A 20,804-nucleotide genomic window follows, 5' to 3' on the forward strand; every position below is an offset into this window, starting at 1 on the left:
CGACGCCGGCGGCGCCAGCACGGGCTGCTTCTTCCCGCAACTCTGCACGAAGCAGCGGCGGAGCGAGCCCTCGGCTACGCGGAGGCCGCCGCGAGCGCCTGACCGAAGATCCTCGCCACCTCGTCGACCTGCGCCGCCGTGATGGTGAGCGGCGGCAGGAACCGCACCACGCAGCCGTGGCGCCCGCCGAGCTCCACGATGAGCCCCCGGCGCAGGCACTCGCGCTGCACGCGCGCGGCGAGCGCGGGGTGGGCCGGGCGCGCCCCGACCGCGTCGGGCACGGCCGCGGCGTCCACGAGCTCGACGCCGAGCATCAGGCCGCGCCCGCGCACCTCGCCGATGCACGCGAACCGCTCGGCGTAGGCGGCGAGCTGCTGCTGGAGCCGCGCGCCGAGCTCCGCGGCCGCCACGTCCAGGCGCTCGGCGCGGAGGACCGCCAGCGTGGCCGAGCCCGCCGCCATCGCGAGCTGATTGCCGCGGAACGTGCCCGCGTGCGCGCCGGGACGCCAGGTGTCGAACCGCTCGTGATACACCACCAGCGACATCGGCAGCCCGCCGCCCACCGCCTTCGACAGCACCACCACGTCCGGCTCGATGCCGGCGTGCTCGAACGCGAACATGCGCCCCGTGCGGCCAAAGCCCGTCTGCACCTCGTCGAGGATCAGCGGGACCTCGTGGCGCGTCGCCAGCCCGCGCAGCCCCTGGAGCCACGCCACCGGCGCCGGGATCATGCCCCCCTCGCCCTGCACCGGCTCGACGATGATGGCAGCGGGCCTCGGCACGCCGCTCTCCGGGTCGGACAGCAGGTTATCCATGTACGCGAGCGAGGCCGCGACGCCGGCGTCGCCGCCGAGCCCGAACGGGCAACGGTACGAATATGGGTACGGCAGGAACTGGACTCCGCTCAGATTGCCGCCGAGCGCCGCCTTCGGCCCGAGGTTGCCCATCAGCGTGAGCGCGCCCTGCGTCATGCCGTGATAGGCACCCTGGAAGGCGAGCACGGTGCTGCGCCCGGTCGCGAGCCTGACCAGCTTCAGCGCGGCTTCCACGGCGTCGGCGCCGGTCGGGCCGCAGAACTGGATGCGCGCGTGGCGGGCGAAGGTCGCCGGCAGCGTGCCGAGCACATCCTGCATGAAGCGGTCCTTCACCGGCGTCGTGATATCGAGCGTGTGCAGCGGTAAGCCGGAGTGCAGCGTCCGCATCAGGGCATCGGTGACCGCCGGGTGGTTGTGCCCGAGCGCCAGCGTGCCGGCGCCGGCCAGGCAGTCGAGGAACACGCGACCCTCGACGTCCTCCACATAGACGCCCTGCGCCCGGGACAGCGCCAGCGGCAGGCGACGTGGATACGAGCGGGCGTTCGACTCGCGCTGCCGCTGCCGCTCGAGCAAGGGGTGATCGCCCAGCTCGTACAGCGTGCGCTGCCGGTGGCGGTCGCCCAGCTCAGCGGCGAGGCCCGCGTGAAGGGGTGATCTGGAGGCTGCCGGCACATGGTCCGACACAGGCGAACTGGAAGCTGCAGACAGACGCATGGGGGTACTCCCTAGTCAGAAGGGTTGTTCGATTCCGGGCGCTCCAGGGCGCGCTGCGCGGGGTCCAGGACCTCGAGGGTCTCGCGTATGCGCACGTGCGACTCGGCCCCCTGCACCGCGGCGACGTGATCGCCGGAGACCATCGCCGTGCGCACGGCTCCCGCCGTGTACTGCTGCCAGTCCACGGGCGGGCCGCCGTGGTGCTCGATCGTCTCGGCGCTCCACCACACGTGGACGGGCGCACAGAGGCTCCGCGGCGGCAGATCGTTCAGGAACAGCGCCGCGTCCCGGAGCAGCGCGTACCGGTGGTGGAAGGCCGCGGGCGGCACGTCGCCCGGCAAGAGGCCGTGGGCCTGCGCCCACCGCACCGCCTCGTTCACGCGATCGAGCTCGCGGAGGCCCCGCAGCCGCTCGCGCAAGCCGTCGAGCTCCGCCGGCGAGAGCGCGAGCAGCGCCGCCCTGCGGTCCGAGGAGAGGTACTCCGCGAGCTCCTCCACCGCGTCCGGCTCGCCCCCCGCCGCGTAGACGCGCGTGCGCGGCTGCGTGTCCAGGATGCCGAGGAACGCGACCGGCTCGCCCTGCTCCTCCAGCGCCCGAGCGATCGCGAGCGCCAGCACGCCGCCCAGAGACCACCCGAGGAGCCAATACGGCCCGCGCGCCTGCCGCTCCCGGATCTCGCGCGACAGGTGCTCGGCGATCCGTCGGATCGAACCGGCGCCGGCCTCGCGCGCCAGCGCCGGGCCCAGCTCGAGCCCGAGCACGGGCCGGCCCTCGCCGAGCGCGTCGGCGAGGCCCTGGTACGCGGCGACGTGCTGGCCCGTGGGGTCCACGCAGAAGAGCGGCGGGCGCGATCCGCCCGCGCGGAGCTCGACGACGCTCGACGCAGGACGCCCGGCGTCGAGGAGACGGGCCAGCCCCGCCACGGTCGGCGCCTCGAAGATCGCCATCAATGACAGCGAGCCGCCGAGCGCCTGCTGGATCCGGTGCATCAGCGGGATCGCCATCAGCGAGTGCCCGCCGAGGTCGAAGAAGTCGTCCTCGACGCCCACCTGCGGGCGCCCCAGGACGTCGGCCCAGATCGCCGCGAGCGCCTCCTCGACCGGCGTCCGCGGCGCGACGTACTCGCGCCGCCGGCGCGCGGCAGGGCTGGGCAACGCCTTGCGATCCACCTTCCCGTTCGCGGTCAGCGGCAGCGCGTGCAGCAGCACGAGGTCGCCCGGGTGCATGTACTCGGGGAGCCGGTCCTTGAGGAACGCGCGCAGCGCGGCCTCGTCGAGCGCTCGTTCCCGGGGGACGACGTACGCGACGATCGCGCGCCCGCCCGCGCCGTCCTCCCGTGCGACGACGACCGCCTGCCCGACCGCGGGGTGCTCCCGGACCCGCGCCTCGATCTCTCCGAGCTCCACGCGGAAGCCACGGATCTTCACCTGGTGATCGCGCCGGCCCATGAACTCGATGGCGCCGTCGGGCCGGTACCGCGCCCGATCGCCCGTCCGGTAGAGGCGCGCGCCCACGCCGAACGGGTGCGGCACGAACCGCTCCGCGGTCAGATCCGGCTGGCCCAGGTACCCGCGCGACAGGCCGGCGCCGCCCAGGTACAGCTCGCCCACCGTGCCCGCCGGCGCCGGCTCCAGGCGCTCGTCGAGCACGTACGCCTCTGCGCTGGCGAGCGGGCGGCCGATCGGCACCGAGGCGCACCCGCGCCGGTCGCGCAGATCGCGCAGCGGCAACACCAGCGCGCCCACCGTCGTCTCGGTCGGCCCGTAGTGGTTCGCCACGGCGCAGCCGCCCGAGAGCGCCGCGATCCGATCGACGAGGGAGAACGGCAGCGCCTCTCCGCCGAGCACCAGGAGCCGCCGCGGCAGCACCGCCGAGCCCTCGCCCGTGTCGAGCAGCGCGCTCAGGTGCGAGGGCACGATCTTCAGCACGTCGATCGGCCAGCGCCGGTGGTACTCCGAGAAGAGCCGGCCGTCGGTCGCCGTCTCGTAGCCGATCACGTGGAGGCACCCGCCCGAGGCGAGCGCGCCGAAGATGCTCGTGTTGCCGAGATCCGCGCTCAGCGTCGAGACGGTCGCGAAGTGCAGCCCGGCCTCGATGATGCCGAGCGCCTCGCACACCGAGCGGGCATAGCTGGCGACGCCCCGGTGCGTGACGCCGACGCCCTTGGGCTCGCCGGTCGAGCCCGACGTGAAGACGACGGACGCGAGATCGTCGAGCAGCACCGGCACGGCCAGGTCGCCTTCGGGCTCGCCGTCGAGCAGCGCCGCGTCGTCCAGGGAGAGGACGGCGCAATCGGTCTCCGACAGGTCGGGCAGCCGGGCCCGGACGGGCGCGTTCGTGAGCAGGACGGAGAAGCCCGCGCGCCGGATCTGCTGGGCGAGCCGCTGGACCGGGGCGTGCGGGTCGAGCGGCACGTAGGCGCCCCCGGCCTTCAGGATGCCGATGAGGCCCGCGATCATGTCCACGGATCGCTCGCCGCAGAGGCCGACGGGGCTGCCGCCGCCGACGCCGCGCCGGCGGAGGTGGTGGGCCAGCTTGTTGGCTTGCCGGTTCAGCTCGCCGTAGGTCAGCCGCCGGTCGCCCGCGACCACGGCCAGCGCGTCGGGCTGCCGCGCCGCGTGCTCCTCGAATGCCTCGTGCAGGCACCGCGGCGGCGCGGCGTCGTTCAACGCCCCGCCCGCCCCCCGGCCCGCCGAGAGCCGCCGCGCCCGCTCCGCGGGGCCGAGCAGGCCGAGGCGCGCGGCCGGCGCCGACCAGGCCTCGGCCGCGCTGCCGAGCAGCGCCCGGTACTGCTCGGCCATCGCCAGGACGCCCTCCGCCCCGCAGCGGCGCGCGTCGTGCCAGAGCGAGAGGCGCACGCGGCCTCGCCCGCGCTGCGCCGAGAGCGCGAGCTTGAGGCCGCCCGCGCCCGTGCACCGGCGCTCGACGTGCCATGCGAGGCCGCCCGCCACCCTTGGCTCGGGGAGCGAGGAGAACTCGAAGCCGACGGCGTTTCCGGGCCCCCCGCCGTCCGCGGGCAGGTCGGGGTTCCAGTGCTCCTCGTCCTCGGTCGCCTCCTCGACGCCGGCCTGCGCCCGGCGCACCAGCTCGGCGAATCGCTGCGCCTCGTCCACGCGGCACGGCACCGGGAGCCACTTGGCCACCGGGCCCATGACCTCCTGGACGTCCTCGAGCCTCCGCACGGCCGAGGCCACGGCGACGACGAGCTCCCGCGCGCCGGTGAGGCGCGCGAGGTGGACCTGGAAGGCCGCGAGCAGCGCCGACGAGAGCGAGGCCCCCTCGCCGCGGGCGAGCGACTCCAGCCGGTCGAGCAGCGCCGCGTCGACCTCGATCTCGACGACCTCGCCGGGAGCGCCGCCCTCGTCGGCGGCGCCCTCGAACGGGAGGACCACGGGCATCTCCGAGGGGGCCGGGGCGCTCTCCGCCGAGCTGACGAGATCGTTCTGCCACTCGGCGAACTGGGCGTACTGCACCGGCTCCGCCGCGATCTCCCGCCGATCGCCGGCGGCGGCGTAGGCCTCGGCCAGCTCGCCGAACAGGAGGTCGAGCGTCCACGCGTCGGCCGAGAGCGCGGGCGCGGCGACGAGGAGGTCGTGCAGCCGCTCGGCGCGGCGCACGAGCCACACGTGGAGCAGCGGCCCGCGCTCGAGGTCGACCCTGAGCCGCGCGGCCTCGCGCCAGAGCGCCTCGACGTGCGCCTGCTGGTCGCCGGCCGCGCGGCCGCCCAGATCCACTCGGTGCCACGCGGGTGCCGCCCCGCCGGCGGCCTGCAGCGGGAACTTGAGGCGCGGATCCTGGTGGAACGTCGTCCTGAGGATCTCGTGGCGCGCGACGACCTGGTCGAGGGCGAAGGCCAGCCGCGCGGCGTCGAGGTCTCCCTCCAGGCGCATCAGCGCGCGCGCGAACACCGTGGTTCCGCCCCGGTGGAGCGCCCACAGGCGCCGCTGCTGCGGCGACAGGCGCACGCCCTCGACGCTCGGCCCGAGCTCGGCGGCCTGCGTCGTCATGACGCCACCGCGCCGTCCGACGCCTGCGACGCCTGCATCGCCTGCTCGGCCGTCATCATCTCGCCCATGGCGACCACGATCTTCCGCGGGCCCGAGAACGGATCGCGGCCATGGGCCACGAGCATGTTGTCGAGCAGGATGATGTCGCCCTCCTGCCACGGGAACCGCACGGCGCAGCGCTCGTAGGCCTCGCCGAGCGCGCGGGTCGTCTCGACCTCGATCGGCGCGCCGTCGCCGTAGGTGACGTTGCGGGGCAGCCACTCCTCGCCGACCATGGCCAGGAGCGACTCGCGCACCGGCGCCTCCAGGTACGCCGGGTGGTGGAGCTGGATCTGGTTGAAGAACACCTGCTCTCCCGTCTTCGGGTGCGAGAGCACGGCCGGTCCGCGCTGGCTGATCCGCAGCCGGCCGCCCGCGAGCCACTCGCACCGCATGCCGCCCGCGCGGCAGCGCTCCTCCACGACCGCGGGATCCGTGGTGTGGAAGAAGTCCTGCCAGCCCACGTCGAAGCCCGGCGTGAAGTTCCGCACGTAGAGCAGCCCCGACCGCCGGAAGCGCTCGCGGACGTCGGGCGCGAGCGCCTCGCAGAGCCTCCTGCAGTCCACGATCGGCGTCGCGCCGCCCTCCGGCGCGGCCTGCACGCAGAAGAACCACTGCTTGAGCGGCCAGCGCGGGAGGTGCGAGCTCTCGTTGTGGAACAGGATGGCCTTGTCGGCGGGGTAGGGCGTCGAGCCGTAGATGTTCTGCCCGGCCTTCTCCCGCGGCAGATCGCCGTACTCGCCGAACAGCTCGCCGCAGACGGCCTTCGCGACCTGCTCGAACTCCGCGACCGACTGGACCGCGAAGCCGCGGAACAGGACGGCCCCGTGCCGCAGGAGCTGCGCCTCGACGAACGCCCGCTCCTCGCGGGCCCATGCGGCGAGGTCCACGTCGTCGACCGCCGGCCTCACGACCAGCGGCAGCGGCCCGTCGCCCAGCGTGCCCGTCGCGACAAGCGCGCGGGGACCCACGTCCACCTTGCGGGGGGTGATGCGCTTGAGGCTCCGGAGCCGGCCCTCGTCGCGCGCGCGTCCTTCCATGGTGCGTTCCTTCCTCGTCGCTGCCGTGAGCGCCGCGAGCGCCGTCACGCGGCGGTCGGGGTCGTCCACGATGGCCCGCAGCACGGCCATGAAATGGGCCGCCATCGCCGCGATGGTCGGCGGCTCGAACAGATCGGCGCGGTACTTCCACGCGCACGTGAGCCCCTCGTCGTCCTCCTCGACGAACACGCCGAGGTCGAACCGCGACACCTCCCGGTCGAGATCCACGGCGCTGAAGCGCACCCCGGGCAGCGAGATCTCGGACGCCGGCACGTTCTGCAGCACGAACAGGGTCTGCACCAGCGGGTGGCGGCCGGGCTCGCGCGCGGGCCGCACGGCGTCGACGACCTGCTCGAACGGCAGATCCTGGTGCGCGTACGCGTCGAGCGTGACCTCGCGGACCCGCTGGAGGAGCTCGCGGAACGTGGGCAAACCGCCGAGATCCGTGCGCAGGACGAGCAGGTTGACGAAGAACCCGATCAGCCCCTCGGTCTCGGCGCGGCTCCTGCCCGCGACGTCGGTGCCGACGAGGACGTCGCTCTGGCCCGTGCGACCGAGCAGCACGACCTTGAACGCCGCGAGCAGCGTCATGAAGAGCGTGGCGCCCTCGCGCCGGCCCAGCGCGCGCAGCGCCTCGGCGAGCGCGCGGTCCACCGCGATCGTGTGGCGCCCGCCGCGGTAGGTCGACGAGGCGGACCGCGGGTGATCCGGGCGCAGATCGAGCGCGGGCGGGGGCCCGGAGAGCCGCTCGCGCCACGCGCCGAGCAGCGCCTCGCGGGTCGCGCCCTGGATCCACTGCCGCTGCCAGACGGCGAAGTCCGCGTACTGGACCGGCAGCGGCTTCAGCGCCGACGGCCGCCCGGCCCTCGCCGCGGCGTAGAGCTCGGCCAGGTCCGCGACCAGCACGTTCATGGTCCAGCCGTCCGCCACGATGTGGTGGACGACGACGACCAGCACGAGCTCGTCGTCGCGGAGCTTGATCGCCGTCACCCGCAGGAGCGGCCCGCGAGCGAGGTCGAACGGCCGCTCCGCGCGGTCCGCGGCCAGGCGCTGGATCTGCGCGCCGTGCTCCTCTGTGGGCGCCTTCGACAGGTCCACGACCTCGAACTCCGGCGCGCCCTCGGGGGCGATCACCTGCACCGGCTCGCCGGAGGCCACGCCGAACGTGGTCCGCAGCGACTCGTGGCGCTGGACGAGCGCGATGAGGCTCTCCCGGAGCAGCGCGACGTCGAGCTCCCCCTCGACGCGCACGGCCGCGGTCATGTTGTACCCGGCGCTGTCGGGCTCGAGCTGGGCCAAGAACCACAGGCGCTGCTGCGCGAACGAGAGCGGGAGCCCGCCGTCCCTCGGCTGCCTGGTGATCGGCGGCAGCACCGCGCCGCGCTGCTGCTTGGCGGCGTCGTCCACGGCGCCGGCGAGCTGCGCCACGGTCGGGTGATCGAAGAGCGAGCGGAGCGGCAGCTCCACCTGGAACGAGCCGCGGATGTGGGAGATCGCGCGGGTGGCCAGGAGCGAGTGCCCTCCGAGCTCGAAGAAGCTCTCGTGCACGCCGACGGCCTCGAGGCCGAGCACCTCGGCCCAGATCGCCGCCACGATCTCCTCCGTCGCGGTGCGGGGCCGCGCATGCTGCTCGCGCGCGACGAGCCCGGGCGCAGGCAGGGCCTTCCGGTTCACCTTGCCGTTCGGGGTCAGCGGCAGCTCGTCGAGCCACACGTAGGCCGACGGCACCATGTGGTCGGGCAGCCGCTCCTTCAGCGCCGCGCGCAGCCCATCCGCGGTGAGCGCGGCGCCCCGCTCCGGGATGACGTACGCGGCGAGGCGCGGCGTCCCCTCGCCCTCGCGGGCCACGACGACCGCGTCGCGCACGTCCGGGCAGGCCCGCAGCTGCGCCTCGATCTCGCCCAGCTCGATCCGGAAGCCGCGGATCTTGATCTGGTGGTCGCGCCGCCCGAGGAATTCGAGGGTGCCGTCGCGCCGGAAGCGCGCCATGTCGCCGGTCCTGTAGAGACGGCGGCCCGGCTCCTGGCTGAACGGATCCGGGATGAAGCGATCGGCCGTCAGATCGGGATGATCGAGGTAGCCGCGCGCGAGGCCCGCGCCTCCGATGCACAGCTCGCCGGCCACGCCGAGGGGCGCCGGGTAGAGCTGCCGATCGAGCACGTGGAGCTCTGTGTTGGCGATCGGGGTCCCCAGCGGGATCGGCCCGTCCACTGTCACGCGGTGGATGCTCGACCAGACGGTGGTCTCGGTCGGCCCGTAGAGGTTCCAGGGAGCCACGCCCGCCTCGAGGAATTTGCGCGCCAGCTCCCGCGGGAAGGCCTCGCCGCCGCACAACACGGCCAGGCCGTCGAGCCGGGGCCGACCGTTCTCCAGCAGCATCTTCCAGCCCGTCGGCGTCGCCTGCACCAGCGTCGCGCCGGACGCGCGGAGCAGCGCTGCCAGGCGCTCGCCGTCGGCCGCGTCCTCGCGGCGGGCGAGCTCCACCCGCCCGCCCGTGAGCAGCGGCAGGAACAGCTCCAGCACGGCGATATCGAAGGAGATGGACGTTGTCGCGAGCACCGCGACGTCCCGCGGGGGCGAGAGGTGCTCCTGCATGGAGAGCAGGAAGTTCGTCACGCCCCCGTGGCGGACCATGACGCCCTTGGGCCGGCCCGTGGACCCGGACGTGTAGATGACGTAGGCCAGGCTCTCCTCGTGGTGGAGCGGCGTCGGCGCCCGATCGGGCTCACCGGCGATCGAGGGCCAGTCCCGATCCAGGCAGAGCGCGCGCGCGCCTGTGTCGGGCAAGGCGTGCAGCAGGCTCTCCTGCGTGAGGAGCAGCGGCAGCCGCGAGTCCTCCAGCATGGCGCGGAGCCGCTCGCGCGGATAAGCGGGATCCAGCGGGACGTAGGCGCCGCCCGACTTCAGGATGCCCAGCAAGCCGACCATCATCTCCAGCGAGCGCTCGACGCAGAGCCCCACCAGCGTCTCCGAGCCGACCCCGCGCCGCCGCAGGGCGTGCGCGAGCCGGTTGGCGCGGGCGTTCAGCTCTCCGTAGGTCAGGCGCTCTCGCCCGCACGTCACCGCGACGGCGTCGGGCGTCCGCGCCGCCTGCGCCGCGAGCATCTCGGGCAGGCAGGGCTGCGATCGATAGTCCCTCCGGGTCGAGCCCTGCTCCGCGGCGAGCCGCTCCTGCTCCGGATCGCCGAGGGGCGCGAGCCCCCCGAGCCGCGCCTCGGGCTGGCCCGCCATGCGCTCGAGCAGCGCGCACATCGCGGCCGCCATGCGGGCGACGGTGCCCTCATCGAGGCGCTGCGCGTCAAACGAGAGCGTCAGCGCGAGCTCGCTGCCGGGGACCACGTAGACCGTGAGCGGGTAGCTCGTCCAGGCCTCCGCCGTGCTCACCTCGATCCCGAGGGCCCGCCGGTGCTCGTCGACGGCCTGGTCCACGGGGTAGTTCTGAAACACGAGGAGCGAGTCGAAGAGCGGCGTGCCCGGCTCCACCTCGCTCCATCGCTGCACCTGCACCAGCGGGCTGTACTCGTACTGCCGCAGCTCCAGGTTGAGCGCCTGGATCTGCTGCAGCCAGTCCGCGAGCCGCGAGGCCGGGGGGACGCGCAGGCGCAGGGGGAGCGAGTTGATGAACGCGCCCATGATGGAGCCGGCGTCCGGCAGATCGGCGGGGCGGCCGGCCACGGTGATGCCGAAGAGCACGTCCGACTCGCCGCTATAGCGGGCGAGGAGCAGCGCCCACGCGGCCTGCACGACGGTGTTGAGCGTGACGCCCTGCGCCCGCGCGAACCCCTGGAGCGCCCTCGTCGCGTCCGGCGAGAGCAGCGCCCGGTGCTCGCGGAAGCCGGCGAGGCCCTGCGCCTGCGGGGCCTCGGTGCGCTCCGGCAGCCGGGTCGGCGCTGTCAGCCCCTTCAGGTGAGCCCGGAAGAAGGCCTCGGCGGCCGCCATGTCCTGCCGCGCGAGCCACGCGATGTAGCTCCGGTAGGGGGGCGCCGCTTCGCGCTCGCCGAGCGCGCCGCGCCGCGCCTCCTCGTAGAGCGTCAGCCACTCCTTGAGGACGAGCCCCTGACACCAGCCGTCGAGCAGCGCGTGGTGAACGCTCCAGACGACCTGGTCGACGCGCTCCGAGAGGCGCATCGCCGCCACCCGCATGAGCGGCGGCTCCTCGAACCGGAAGCCCCGCAGGCGATCGTCCCGGAGATAGCGCTCGAGCGCCGCTTCCTGCTCGGCGCCCGAGAGCGCCCGCCAGTCGAGGACCTCGAGCGGCAGGCGCACGGCCCGCCGCACGACCTGGTGGGGCTCCGCGACGCCGGTGAGGAAGCCTGTCCGCAAGATCGCGTGGCGCGCGCTCAGGACCTCGAAGGTCCGCGCGAACGCCTCGACGTCCAGGCCCCGCGCGAACGTGCAGACGATCTGGTTGAAGTACGGGCTCGCCTCCGGCGTGAGGAGCGAGTGGAAGAGCATGCCCTGCTGCACCGGGGACGCGGGGAGCACGTCCTCGATGCCGTCGTCGGCCTGCAGCAGGGCGTCGAGCTGCGCCCGATCGAGTCGGGCGAGCTGGAAGGGCTCGATCGCGGGCGGCGGCGGGGTCGGCGGCTCCTGCGCGGCCGGCGCATCGGCCACATCGCCCGCGAGTGCGGCGATCGTCCGGTGCGCGAACATCTGCTTGGGCGAGAGGCGCAGCCCTTCCCGGTTGGCGCGGGCGATGATCTGCAGGCTCATGATGGAGTCGCCGCCCATCGCGAAGAAGTCGTCGTGGACGCCCACCGGCCCGCGGCGCAGGACGTCGGCCCAGATCCGGGCGAGCGTCGCCTCCACGTCGGTGCGCGGCGCGACGTACCCGCCGCTGCGCGGCGCACGGGCCGCGTCGGGATCCGGCAGCGCCGTGCGGTCGAGCTTGCCGTTCGCGGTCAGCGGCAGCGCCTGCAGCGGCACGATCGCGCTGGGCACCATGTAGTCCGGCAAGCGCTGCGCGAGCCGCGCGAGCAGCGCGGCCGCGTCGACGGCCGCCGCTTCCCGGCCCACCACGTAGGCCACGAGGCGCTTCGTCCCGTCGTGGTCCCGCGCCACGACGACGGCCTGCTGCACCTCGGGTTGCTCGCGCAGGAGGGCCTCGATCTCGCCCAGCTCGACGCGGTGGCCGCGCAGCTTGACCTGGTGGTCGGTGCGCCCGAGAAACTCGATCGCGCCGTTCGCAAGGACGCGCGCCCGATCCCCGGTGCGGTACAGCCGACCCCCGGGGACGCCCCCGAACGGATCCGGGACGAACCGCTCCGCCGTCAGCTCGGGGCGAGCGTGGTAGCCGCGCGTCACGCCGGCCCCGCCCAGGTAGAGCTCCCCGGGTACACCCACCGGTACCGCCTCGAAATTTGCACCAAGGACATACGCCTGGGTGTTGGGGAGCGGCCGACCGATGGGTACGGTCGCCCCGGAGCGGTCGCCCGCAGGGTCGATCTGCCATGTGAGCGAGCCAACGGTCGTCTCGGTGGGGCCGTAGTGGTTCACCACGGTGCAGCCCGGCGCGAGCGTCCGGATCCGCTCGATGAGCTCCCAGCTCGAGGCCTCTCCGCCGACCACGAGGCAGCGCGTCGGCAGCACGCGCTCGGGCTGCGCCGCCTCGAGGAGCGCGCCGAGGTGGCTGGGGACGATCTTGAGCGCGTCGACCCCGTGGCGGCTCATGTACTCGGCGGTCGCGTCGGGATCGAAGATCCGCGCCTCGGACAGGACGTGCAGCGTGCGGCCCGAGCAGAGCGCGCCGAAGAGCGACGTGTGTCCGAGGTCCGCGGCCACGGTCGAGACGAGCGCCATGCCGCCGCCCTCGGCGAGGGGCAGCCGCGCGAGCACGCCGTGCACGTAGTTCACGAGGTGGCGGTGCTCGACGGCCACGCCCTTCGGGCGCCCTGTCGAGCCCGAGGTGTAGATGAGGTAGGCGAGGTTGTCGCTCCGGGCCGTTTGTCCAAGCAGCGGCGCGTCGGGCTCGGCCGCGAGGGCGCCGGCGTCGCGGTCGAGGAAGAGCAGCGCCGGCCCCGGCCCGTCGAACGCGCCGCCCCATCGCTCCTGCGTGATCACGGCGCGCGCGCCGCTGTCCTCGACCACCGCGCGGAGCCGCTCGCGCGGGAACTTCGGATCGACGGGCACGTACGCGGCGCCGGCCTTGAGCGCGCCGAGCAGCGCGACGACCATCTCCGCCGAGCGCTCGATGCACAGGACGACCCGGTCCTCGGGCCTCACGCCGAGCGCCCGCAGCCTCCGCGCGAGCTGGTTCGTCCTCCGGTCGAGCTCCCCGTAGGTGAGCGCCGTCTCCTCGCAGACGACCGCGAGCGCGTCGGGCCGCGCGGCGGCGTGCGCCTCGAAGAGCTCGTGGACGCAGGCCGACGGCGCGGAGGCCGTGGCCGTCGCGTTCAGGTCGGTGAGCAGGCGCCGCCGCTCGGCCGCGCCCACGAGGGGCAGCTCGGCCAGGCGGGCGCGCGGCCGCGCCGCCATCGCCTCGAGCAGCGCGCGGCACTGGCCGAGCAGGCTGGCCGCGGCCTCGTGCGTGAGGCGGCGGCGCTCGTACGAGAGGATGAGCCCGAGCTCGCGCGACGGCTCGACGATGAGCGACACCGGGTAGTTGTTGCGCCCGTCGGTGAGCAGGGCGTCGCCGACGCGCCCGCCGCCGGGGCGGGGGAGGGCGCTGACGCGCACGTCGCGAACGTCGGAGTGCGCGTCGGGCACCTCCTCCTCGGGGTAGCTGTCGAACACCACGATGGTGTCGAAGAGCGACCGCCCGCCCGGCACCTCGCTCCAGCGCTGGACGTTGGAAAGAGGGGTCCACTCGTGCTGGCGCAGCTCGCTGTTCCTGTCCTGCAGCCGCGAGAGCCAGGCGGCGAGCGGCTCGTGCTCGTCCACGCGGACCCGCACCGGCAGCGTGTTGATCAGCACGCCGACGATCGCCTCGGCGCCGGGGAGCTCCGGGGGGCGGCCCGAGACCGTGGCGCCGAAGACCACATCGGGCTCTCCGCTGTGCCGGGAGAGCAGGAGGGCCCACGCGCCCTGCACGAGGGTGTTCAGCGTGATGCGCAGGCGGCGCGCGCAGGCCGCGAGCGCCTCCGTCTCGGCCCGCGAGAAGCGCAGCGCCTGCTCGGCGCAGGGGAACGCGTCGCCGCCCGCCGCGCCCGCCGCCGGGACGGCCTCCATCGGGAGCGGCGTGGGCGCCCGGAACCCGGCCAGCGCGTCGCGGAAGAACCGCTCGGCCGCGCCTTCGTCCTGGGCCTGCACCCAGCTCAGGTACTCCCGGTACGGGCGCGGCCGCGGCAGCTCGGGCGTCGTGCCCCGCGCGAGCGCTCGATAGACGAGCAGCGCCTCTCTCAGCAGGAGGGCGAAGCTCCACCCGTCCAGCAAGAGGTGGTGATGGCTGTTGATGAAATAAAAGGCATCGTCCTCGGCCTGGACCACCGTGAGCCGCATGAGGGGGGCTCTCAGCAGGTCGAAGCCGGCGCGCCGGTCCGCGGCCATGATCGCGGACAGGGCCTCCTCGCGCGCGCCGGCCGCGAGCCCGCGGAGGTCGTGGCGCGCCACCGGGATCGTCACCCGCGGTCGGACGACCTGCACGGGCTTCGCGACGCCCTCCCAGACGAAGGCGGTGCGCAGGATGGGGTGCCGCTCCGCGAGCGCCTGCCAGGCGCGCTCGAAGGCGTCCAGATCGAGCCGCCCCTCCAGCAGGAAGGCCGTCTGGACGAAGTACGGGTCGGCGGACCGGTCCGAGACCGCATGAAAGAGCAATCCCTGCTGGAGCGGGGAGAGGTAATGAATCGACTCAACGTCTTTTTTCTTGTTCGTCATGGCCTCAGTCCAAGGCTCCCAGGATGGAGTCCAGCTCGTCCGGCGCGAGCGCGACGTCGGTGAAGTCGGACGGCGTGTAGCCGCCGGCCTCGGGAGACAGGCAGTGCGCGATCAGCTCTCTCAGCGCGTCGCGCCACAGCGCGCTGACCGCCGCGACCGTCTCCTGCCGGTACCGCGCGGCGCTGTAACGGAAGGTCGCTTCGAGCCGACCGTCGTACACGGCCGCGTCGATCTCGATCTCGTAGGGGAGCGGGCTGCGCGGGTCGTGCTCGGCGCCGGGCGACTCCGTGGCCAGGGAGAACCGCGCGCCGGCGCCGACCACCTGATCCCACTGGCCCAGGTAGTTGAACGCGACGCCCGGCGTCGGCAGGCGGCGCAGCCGGTCGGCGATCGCCCCCGTGCCCAGCTCCCGCACCGCGCCGTAGGGGAGGCCGCGCCGCGGGACGCGGCGGAGCTGCTCCTTCACCGCCTTGAGCACGTCGCCCGGCGCCGCGTCCTTCGCGACCTCGAGCAGCACCGGGTAGGCGCTCGTGAACCAGCCGACGGTGCGCGACAGGTCCAGGTCCTCGCCGTCGAGCGCCTCGCGCCCGTGGCCTTCGACCTCGATCGCCGCCACGCTCTGTCCGGTCCACCGCGCGAGCGCGAGGGCCAGCCCGGCCAGCAAGACCTCGTCGACGCGCGTCCGGTACGCGTCCGACACGTCCTCGAGCAGCGACCGCGTCTCGGCCCCGCTCAGGCCCGCCTTGACCGTGGCCATGGCCGTCTCCGCGCGATCTCCCGCCGGCGTGTCGACCGGCAGCGGCGCCGCCCGGTCCCAGGGAAGCCCGAGCCAGAAGGCCGCTTCTTCCTGGAAGGCGGCGCCCTGCGCCGCGGCCTCGAGGCGCTCCGCCCACCGCTTGAACGAGGTGGTCCTGTCGGGCAGCTGCACCGGCGCCCCGCGGCGGGCCTGATCGTAGGCGGCCTGGAGATCGTCGAGGAGGATCCGCCACGACACGCCGTCGACGACGAGGTGGTGCGCGGCCAGCAAGAGCCGCCCCGGCCGGCCGGCGCCGAGGTCGAAGCCGACCACGCGGAGCACCGGCCCGGCCGTCAGGTCGAGGCTCGCCTGCCACCGGGACGCGTGCGCCTCGATCGCCCGCGGCAGGTCGGCCTCGGGCACCCTGGAGAGGTCTGCCCGGTGCGCCACCGCCTCGGGCTCGCCGGGCGCGTGCGTCTGGCGAAAGCCGCCTCCCTCCGGCACGTAGCGCAGCCGCAGGGCGTCGTGGTGGCCGAGGAGCGCCTGCGCCGCCGCCTGCAGGGCCGGCCAGTCGAGGGGCTCGGCGACCGTGAGCAAGAGCGCCTGGTTCCAGTGATGGGGGTTCGGCAGATCGCGCGCGAAGAACCGCCGCTGGATCGGGATCAGGGGGACATCGCCCGTCGCCGGCTCCTCCCCGGCCGGCGCCGCGGCCGAGGCGACGCTCGCGGCGGCCGCGAGCTCCGCGAGGGTCTGGTGCTGGAACATCTGGCGCGCCGTCAGGCGGAGGCCCGCCTGCTTCGCGCGGGACACGACCTGCAGGCTCAGGATCGAGTCGCCGCCCAGCTCGAAGAAGTTGTCGTCGCGGCCGACGCGCTCGCGGCCCAGCACCGCGCCCCAGATCTGCGCGAGCTCCGCCTCGACGTCCGTGTCCGCGGCGGCGTCCTGCGCGGCGTCCAGGGGCGCTCCTCCCGCGCCGATCGGCGGCGCCGCCGCGATGGCCGCGTCGGCCGGCGCCGCCGCGATGGCCGGCGCCGCCGCCTCGGGCGGCTCGGGCGGCGCCGGGGCCGGCGCCTCGGGCAGCGGCAGCTCGCCGAGCCGCGCGGTCGGCCGCGCCACGATCGCCTCCAGCAGGGCGCGGAGGTCGTCCGCCATGCGGCGGATCGTGCGCTCCTCGAAGAGCTCCGTGCTGTACTCGAACGAGCCGCTCAGCCCCTCCGGCCCGGTCGCCATGTGGAGCGAGAGGTCGAACTGGGCGGTGCCCGGATCCACCTCGACGGGTCGGAGCTCCAGGTCGGCGAGCGGGAGCGCGCGCCGCGAGGCCTCCTGGAGCGAGAACATCACCTGGAACAGCGGCGTGCTCCCGAGATCCCGCGCCGGCCGGAGCGCCTTCACGAGCTGCTCGAACGGCAGGTCCTGGTGCGCCTGCGCGGCCAGCACCTCTTCCCGCGTCCGCGAGAGCAGGTCCGTGAAGCGCGGATCCCCCGCGAGGTCGGCCCGCAGCACGAGCGTGTTGACGAAGAGCCCGATGAGCCCCTCGACCTCGACGCGCGTGCGGCCCGCGATCGGCGTCCCGATGCACAGGTCCGTCTGGCCGCTCCGCCGCGCGACAAGCGCCTCGAACGCGGTGAGGAGCAGCATGTACGTGGTGACGCCCTGGCCGCGGGCGAGCGCGCCGAGCGCGGCGGAGAGCTCGCGCGGGAGCTCGAAGTCGTGGCGGGCGCCCCGGTACGACCGCGCGGCGGGGCGCGGCTTGTCGGTGGGCAGCCGCAGGACCGGCGGCTCCGCGGAGAGCCGCTGCCGGAAGTGCGCGAGCTGCCTGTCGAGCGCCGCCCCCGTGAGCCACGCGCGCTGCCAGCCGGCGTAGTCGCCGTACTGGATCGGGAGCGACGGGAGCGCCGCGGCGCGCCCCTCCGCGTCGGCGGCGTAGAGCTCCGCCACCTCGCGGACGAGGACGTTCATCGACCACCCGTCCGACACGATGTGGTGGAGGACGACGAGCAGGAGGTGCTCGCGCTCGCCGAGCCGCAGGAGCGAGAGCCGGAGCAGCGGCCCGCGGCGGAGGTCGAACGGCCGGCTGGCCTGCTCCTCGAGCCGGCGTAGCGCCTCGGCCTCGCGCGCCTCCTCGGGCGCGGCGCCGAGGTCCACGATCGAGAGCGCCACCGGCTGCTCGTCGTGGATGATCGCGACCGCCCGGCCGTCGCGCTCCTCGAACGTGGCGCGCAGGGACTCGTGGCGGCGGACCACCGCGGCGAAGCTGCGCTCGAGGCGGGCCACGTCGAGCGGCCCGAGCAGGCGCACCGCCGCCGGGATGTTGTACGACGCCGCGGTCTCCTCGAGCTGCGCGAGGAACCACAGCCGCTCCTGCGCGAACGACAGCGGCTGCGGGCCGCTCCGCGGCCCGGCGAGGAGCGGCGGCGCCGGCGGGGCCAGCGGGCCGCGCCGCGCCTCCAGGGCGGCGCGCGCCTGGGCGGCCACCGTCGGCGTCTCGAAGAGCGCGCGGAGCGGGAGCTCGACGTCGAGCACGCGGCGCACGCGCGACAGGACCTGCGTCAGCAGCAGCGAGTGGCCGCCGAGGTCGAAGAACGAGTCCTCCACGGACACCCGCTCGACGCCCAGCACCTCGGCCCAGATCCCGGCGAGCAGCTCCTCGGTCGCGGTGCGCGGCGCGACGTGGCTGCGCGCGTCGCCGGTCTCGGGGGCGGGCAGCTCGCGCCGGTCCACCTTGCCGTTCGCCGTGCGGGGCAGCGCCGGCAGGAACACGAAGGCCTGCGGCACCATGTACTCGGGCAGGCGCTCCGCGAGCCACGCGCGCAGCGCCTCCGCTGCAGGCGCCGGCTCCGGGGCGGCCGCGTAGGCGACGAGCCGCCGCGCCCCCGGCCGGTCCTCGCGCACGAGCACCGCGGCCTCCCGCACGGCGGGGTGCTCGGCGAGCCGCGCATCGATCTCGCCGAGCTCGATGCGGTAGCCCCGCAGCTTGACCTGGTGGTCCCGCCGGCCGACGAACTCGATCGTGCCGTCGTCGCGGTAGCGACCGAGATCCCCGGTCCGGTAGAGCCGGCGCCCCGGCGCCTGGCTGAACGGGTCGGGGAGGAACGCGGCGGCGGTGCGGCCCGGCTCGCCCAGGTAGCCGCGCCCGACGCCGATGCCGCCCACGTAGAGCTCGCCGGTCACGCCGACCGGCGACGGGACGAGCAGGTGGTCCAGCACGTAGAGCCTGAAGCCGTCCACCGGCCGCCCGATCGGGACCTGCGCCTCGTGCGCCGCGGGCGGCGCGGTGATCGCGTGCAGCGCCACGTCGTCCGAGCACTCCGCGGGCCCGTAGGCGTTCATGAGGGGCACCGCCGGGTAGCGGTCGAGCCACGCCCGGGCGAGCGCCGCGGGGAGCGCCTCGCCGGTCGGCAGGATCCAGCGCAGCCGCGCGAGCGTGGGCGCCGGCGCGGGGTGCTCCAGGGCCGCGTCCAGCATGCCCTGGAGCACGGCGGGGACGAGCTCGGCGACCGCGATCCCCCGGCGCTCGACGTGCTCGAGCAGGCGGGCCGGATCGCGCGTGATCTCGTCGGGCACGATGTCGACCGTGCCGCCGAAGAGCAGGGCGGTGAGGAACTGCCAGACCGAGATGTCGAAGCACGGCGAGGCCGTCTGGGCGATGACGTCGCCCGCCGCGAGGCCGAGCCGCGGGATCTTGCTCAGCATGTTGTTGAGCATCCCGCGCCGCTCGACCATCGCGCCCTTGGGCACCCCGGTGGAGCCGCTCGTGTAGATGACGTAGGCGAGGTGCCCCGGCCCGCCGCGCTCCTCCGGGTTCTCGTCGGAAATGGCCTTGTCGAGCGCGCGCTCGATGGTCGCGATCGCCGGCCGGCGCGCCTCGGGCAGCAAAGCAACGGCTCTTTCCAAAGCCCCGCGGTGCCGCTCGCGCGTCATGACGACGCGGGGCTCGCTCGACGCGAGGATCTGCGCCACGCGCTCGGCCGGGTAGGCGGGATCGATCGGCACGTACGCCCCGCCGGCCTTGAACACGGCGAGGATCATGGTGAGCAGCGGGATGCCCCGGTCGTCGAGCAGCGCCACCCGCTCCTCGGGGCTGATCCCGCGCGCGCGGAGCGCGTGCGCCGCGCGGTTGGCGTCGCGGTTCAGCGCGGCGTAGGTCAGCCGCCGATCCGCGCAGGACACGGCGACGGCCTCGGGGGTCCGCGCGACCTGGGCGTGGAAGCGCGCGGCGTAGGACGAGAGATCCTCCGGGGCCGGGGGCGTCGTGTTCCACGCGACGAGCGCCTGCTCTCGCTCGGCCGGCGTGAGGAGCGGCAGCTCGCCGAGGCGCGCGTCGGGGCGCGCGGCCATGCCCTCGAGGAGCGCGCGGAGGTGCCCGAGCAGCCGCGCGGCGAGCTCGGGCCGGACGCGCGACCGGTCATAGGAGAGCTTGAGGGGCAGCTCGGCGTCGGGCCACGACATGATGGTGAGCGGGTAGTTCGTGTGGACGCGGTCGCGGACGTCCTCGACCCGGAAGACGATCCGCCCCTCGCGGAGCGCGGGGTCGACCGGCGCGTTCTCGAACACGAAGAGGCTCTGGAACAGCGGCTGTCCGCGCTCGATCTCGCTCCAGCGCTGGATGTCCACGAGCGGCGTGTGCTCGTGCTGCCGCAGCCCGAGGTTCTGATCGAGCAGCGCGGCGAGCCACGGCAAGAGCGGCTTGTCCGCGGGGACCGGCACGCGCAGCGGCAGCGTGTTGATGAAGAGCCCCAGGATGGACTCGACCCCTGGCAGCTCCGGTGGACGCCCGGCGACGGTGACGCCGAAGAGCACCTCGGGCTCGCCGCTGTAATGGCTGAGCAGCAGGGCCCAGGCGCCTTGTACGATCGTGTTGAGCGTGAGGCGATGGCGCTGGACGAGCGCGCGCAGCGCGGCCGAGGGCGCCGCGCCGAGCCGGACCGTGACGTCGTCGATCTCGCCATGATCCGCGGCCGCCGCGCCTTCGGAGCGCTCCTCGACCCCGAGCGGCGTCGGGGCCCCGAAGCCCTCGAGGGCGCCCCGCCAGAACGCCTCTGCGGCCTGGGCGTCCCGCCGCCCGAGCCAGTCGATGTAATCGCGGTAGGGGCGCGCGGGCGGAGGGCGCGACGCGTCGCCCCGGACCAGCGCCTCGTAGTGAGCGAGGAAGTCCATCACCAGGAGCGAGGTGCACCACTCGTCGAGGAGGATGTGATGGAAGCTGTGAACGAGCTCGTACGTCCTGTCGCCCAGCCGGATCAGGCGGATGCGCATCACCGGCGCCTTGCCGAAGTCGAGCCCTCGGTCGAGCTCGTCGCGGAGCTCCCTGGAGATGCGCGCCTCCTGGGCTTCCCCGGTGAGGCCCCGGACATCGAGCAGCTCGAACGGCAGCTCCACGGTCTTGTGGACGACCTGGAGCGGGCGCTTCTGGCTCCTCCAGACGAAGGAGGTGCGCAGGATCGCGTGCCGCGCCACCACCTCTCGCCAGCCCCGCTCGAACGCGTCGAGCTGCAGATCGCCCTCGATGCGATAGCGGTTCTGCATGAGGTAGACGCCCGAGGACGGGCGGAGGAGCGTGTGGAACAGCATCCCCTCCTGCATGGGCGAGAGGGGATAGACGCTTTCGATGTTGGCAGACGGATCAGGCTTGGTAGACACG

The 20,804-nt window shown here is 74.4% G+C and carries 4 protein-coding genes; all 4 read right to left on the bottom strand.

Going from position 1 to position 20,804, the window contains the following annotated elements:
- Window positions 1–74: 74 nt before the first annotated feature.
- The 4 genes from WME96_RS42865 to WME96_RS42880 are packed head-to-tail and all read right to left on the bottom strand — an operon-like array spanning window position 75 to window position 20,803.
- Complete coding sequence (locus WME96_RS42865; protein WP_437287302.1) at window positions 75–1,529, bottom strand: diaminobutyrate--2-oxoglutarate transaminase; 1,455 nt, start codon at window positions 1,527–1,529, stop codon at window positions 75–77.
- An 11-nt stretch (window positions 1,530–1,540) separates the two neighbouring features.
- On the bottom strand, window positions 1,541–5,536 hold the full coding sequence (locus tag WME96_RS42870; RefSeq protein ID WP_437287303.1) for a non-ribosomal peptide synthetase: 3,996 nt from the start codon (window positions 5,534–5,536) through the stop codon (window positions 1,541–1,543).
- The gene (locus WME96_RS42875; RefSeq protein ID WP_437287304.1) at window positions 5,533–14,427 is read right to left on the bottom strand and encodes an amino acid adenylation domain-containing protein; all 8,895 of its coding nucleotides are present in this window, start codon (window positions 14,425–14,427) and stop codon (window positions 5,533–5,535) included. Before WME96_RS42875 ends, WME96_RS42870 begins: the two co-directional genes overlap by 4 nt.
- Window positions 14,428–14,431: 4 nt before the next feature.
- Window positions 14,432–20,803 (bottom strand): amino acid adenylation domain-containing protein, encoded by a 6,372-nt coding sequence (locus tag WME96_RS42880; RefSeq protein WP_437287305.1) that lies wholly within the window; start codon window positions 20,801–20,803, stop codon window positions 14,432–14,434.
- Window position 20,804 lies beyond the last annotated feature (1 nt).

This window comes from Sorangium sp. So ce406 (assembly GCF_051474675.1).
Lineage (GTDB): Bacteria > Myxococcota_A > Polyangia > Polyangiales > Polyangiaceae > Sorangium > Sorangium cellulosum_G.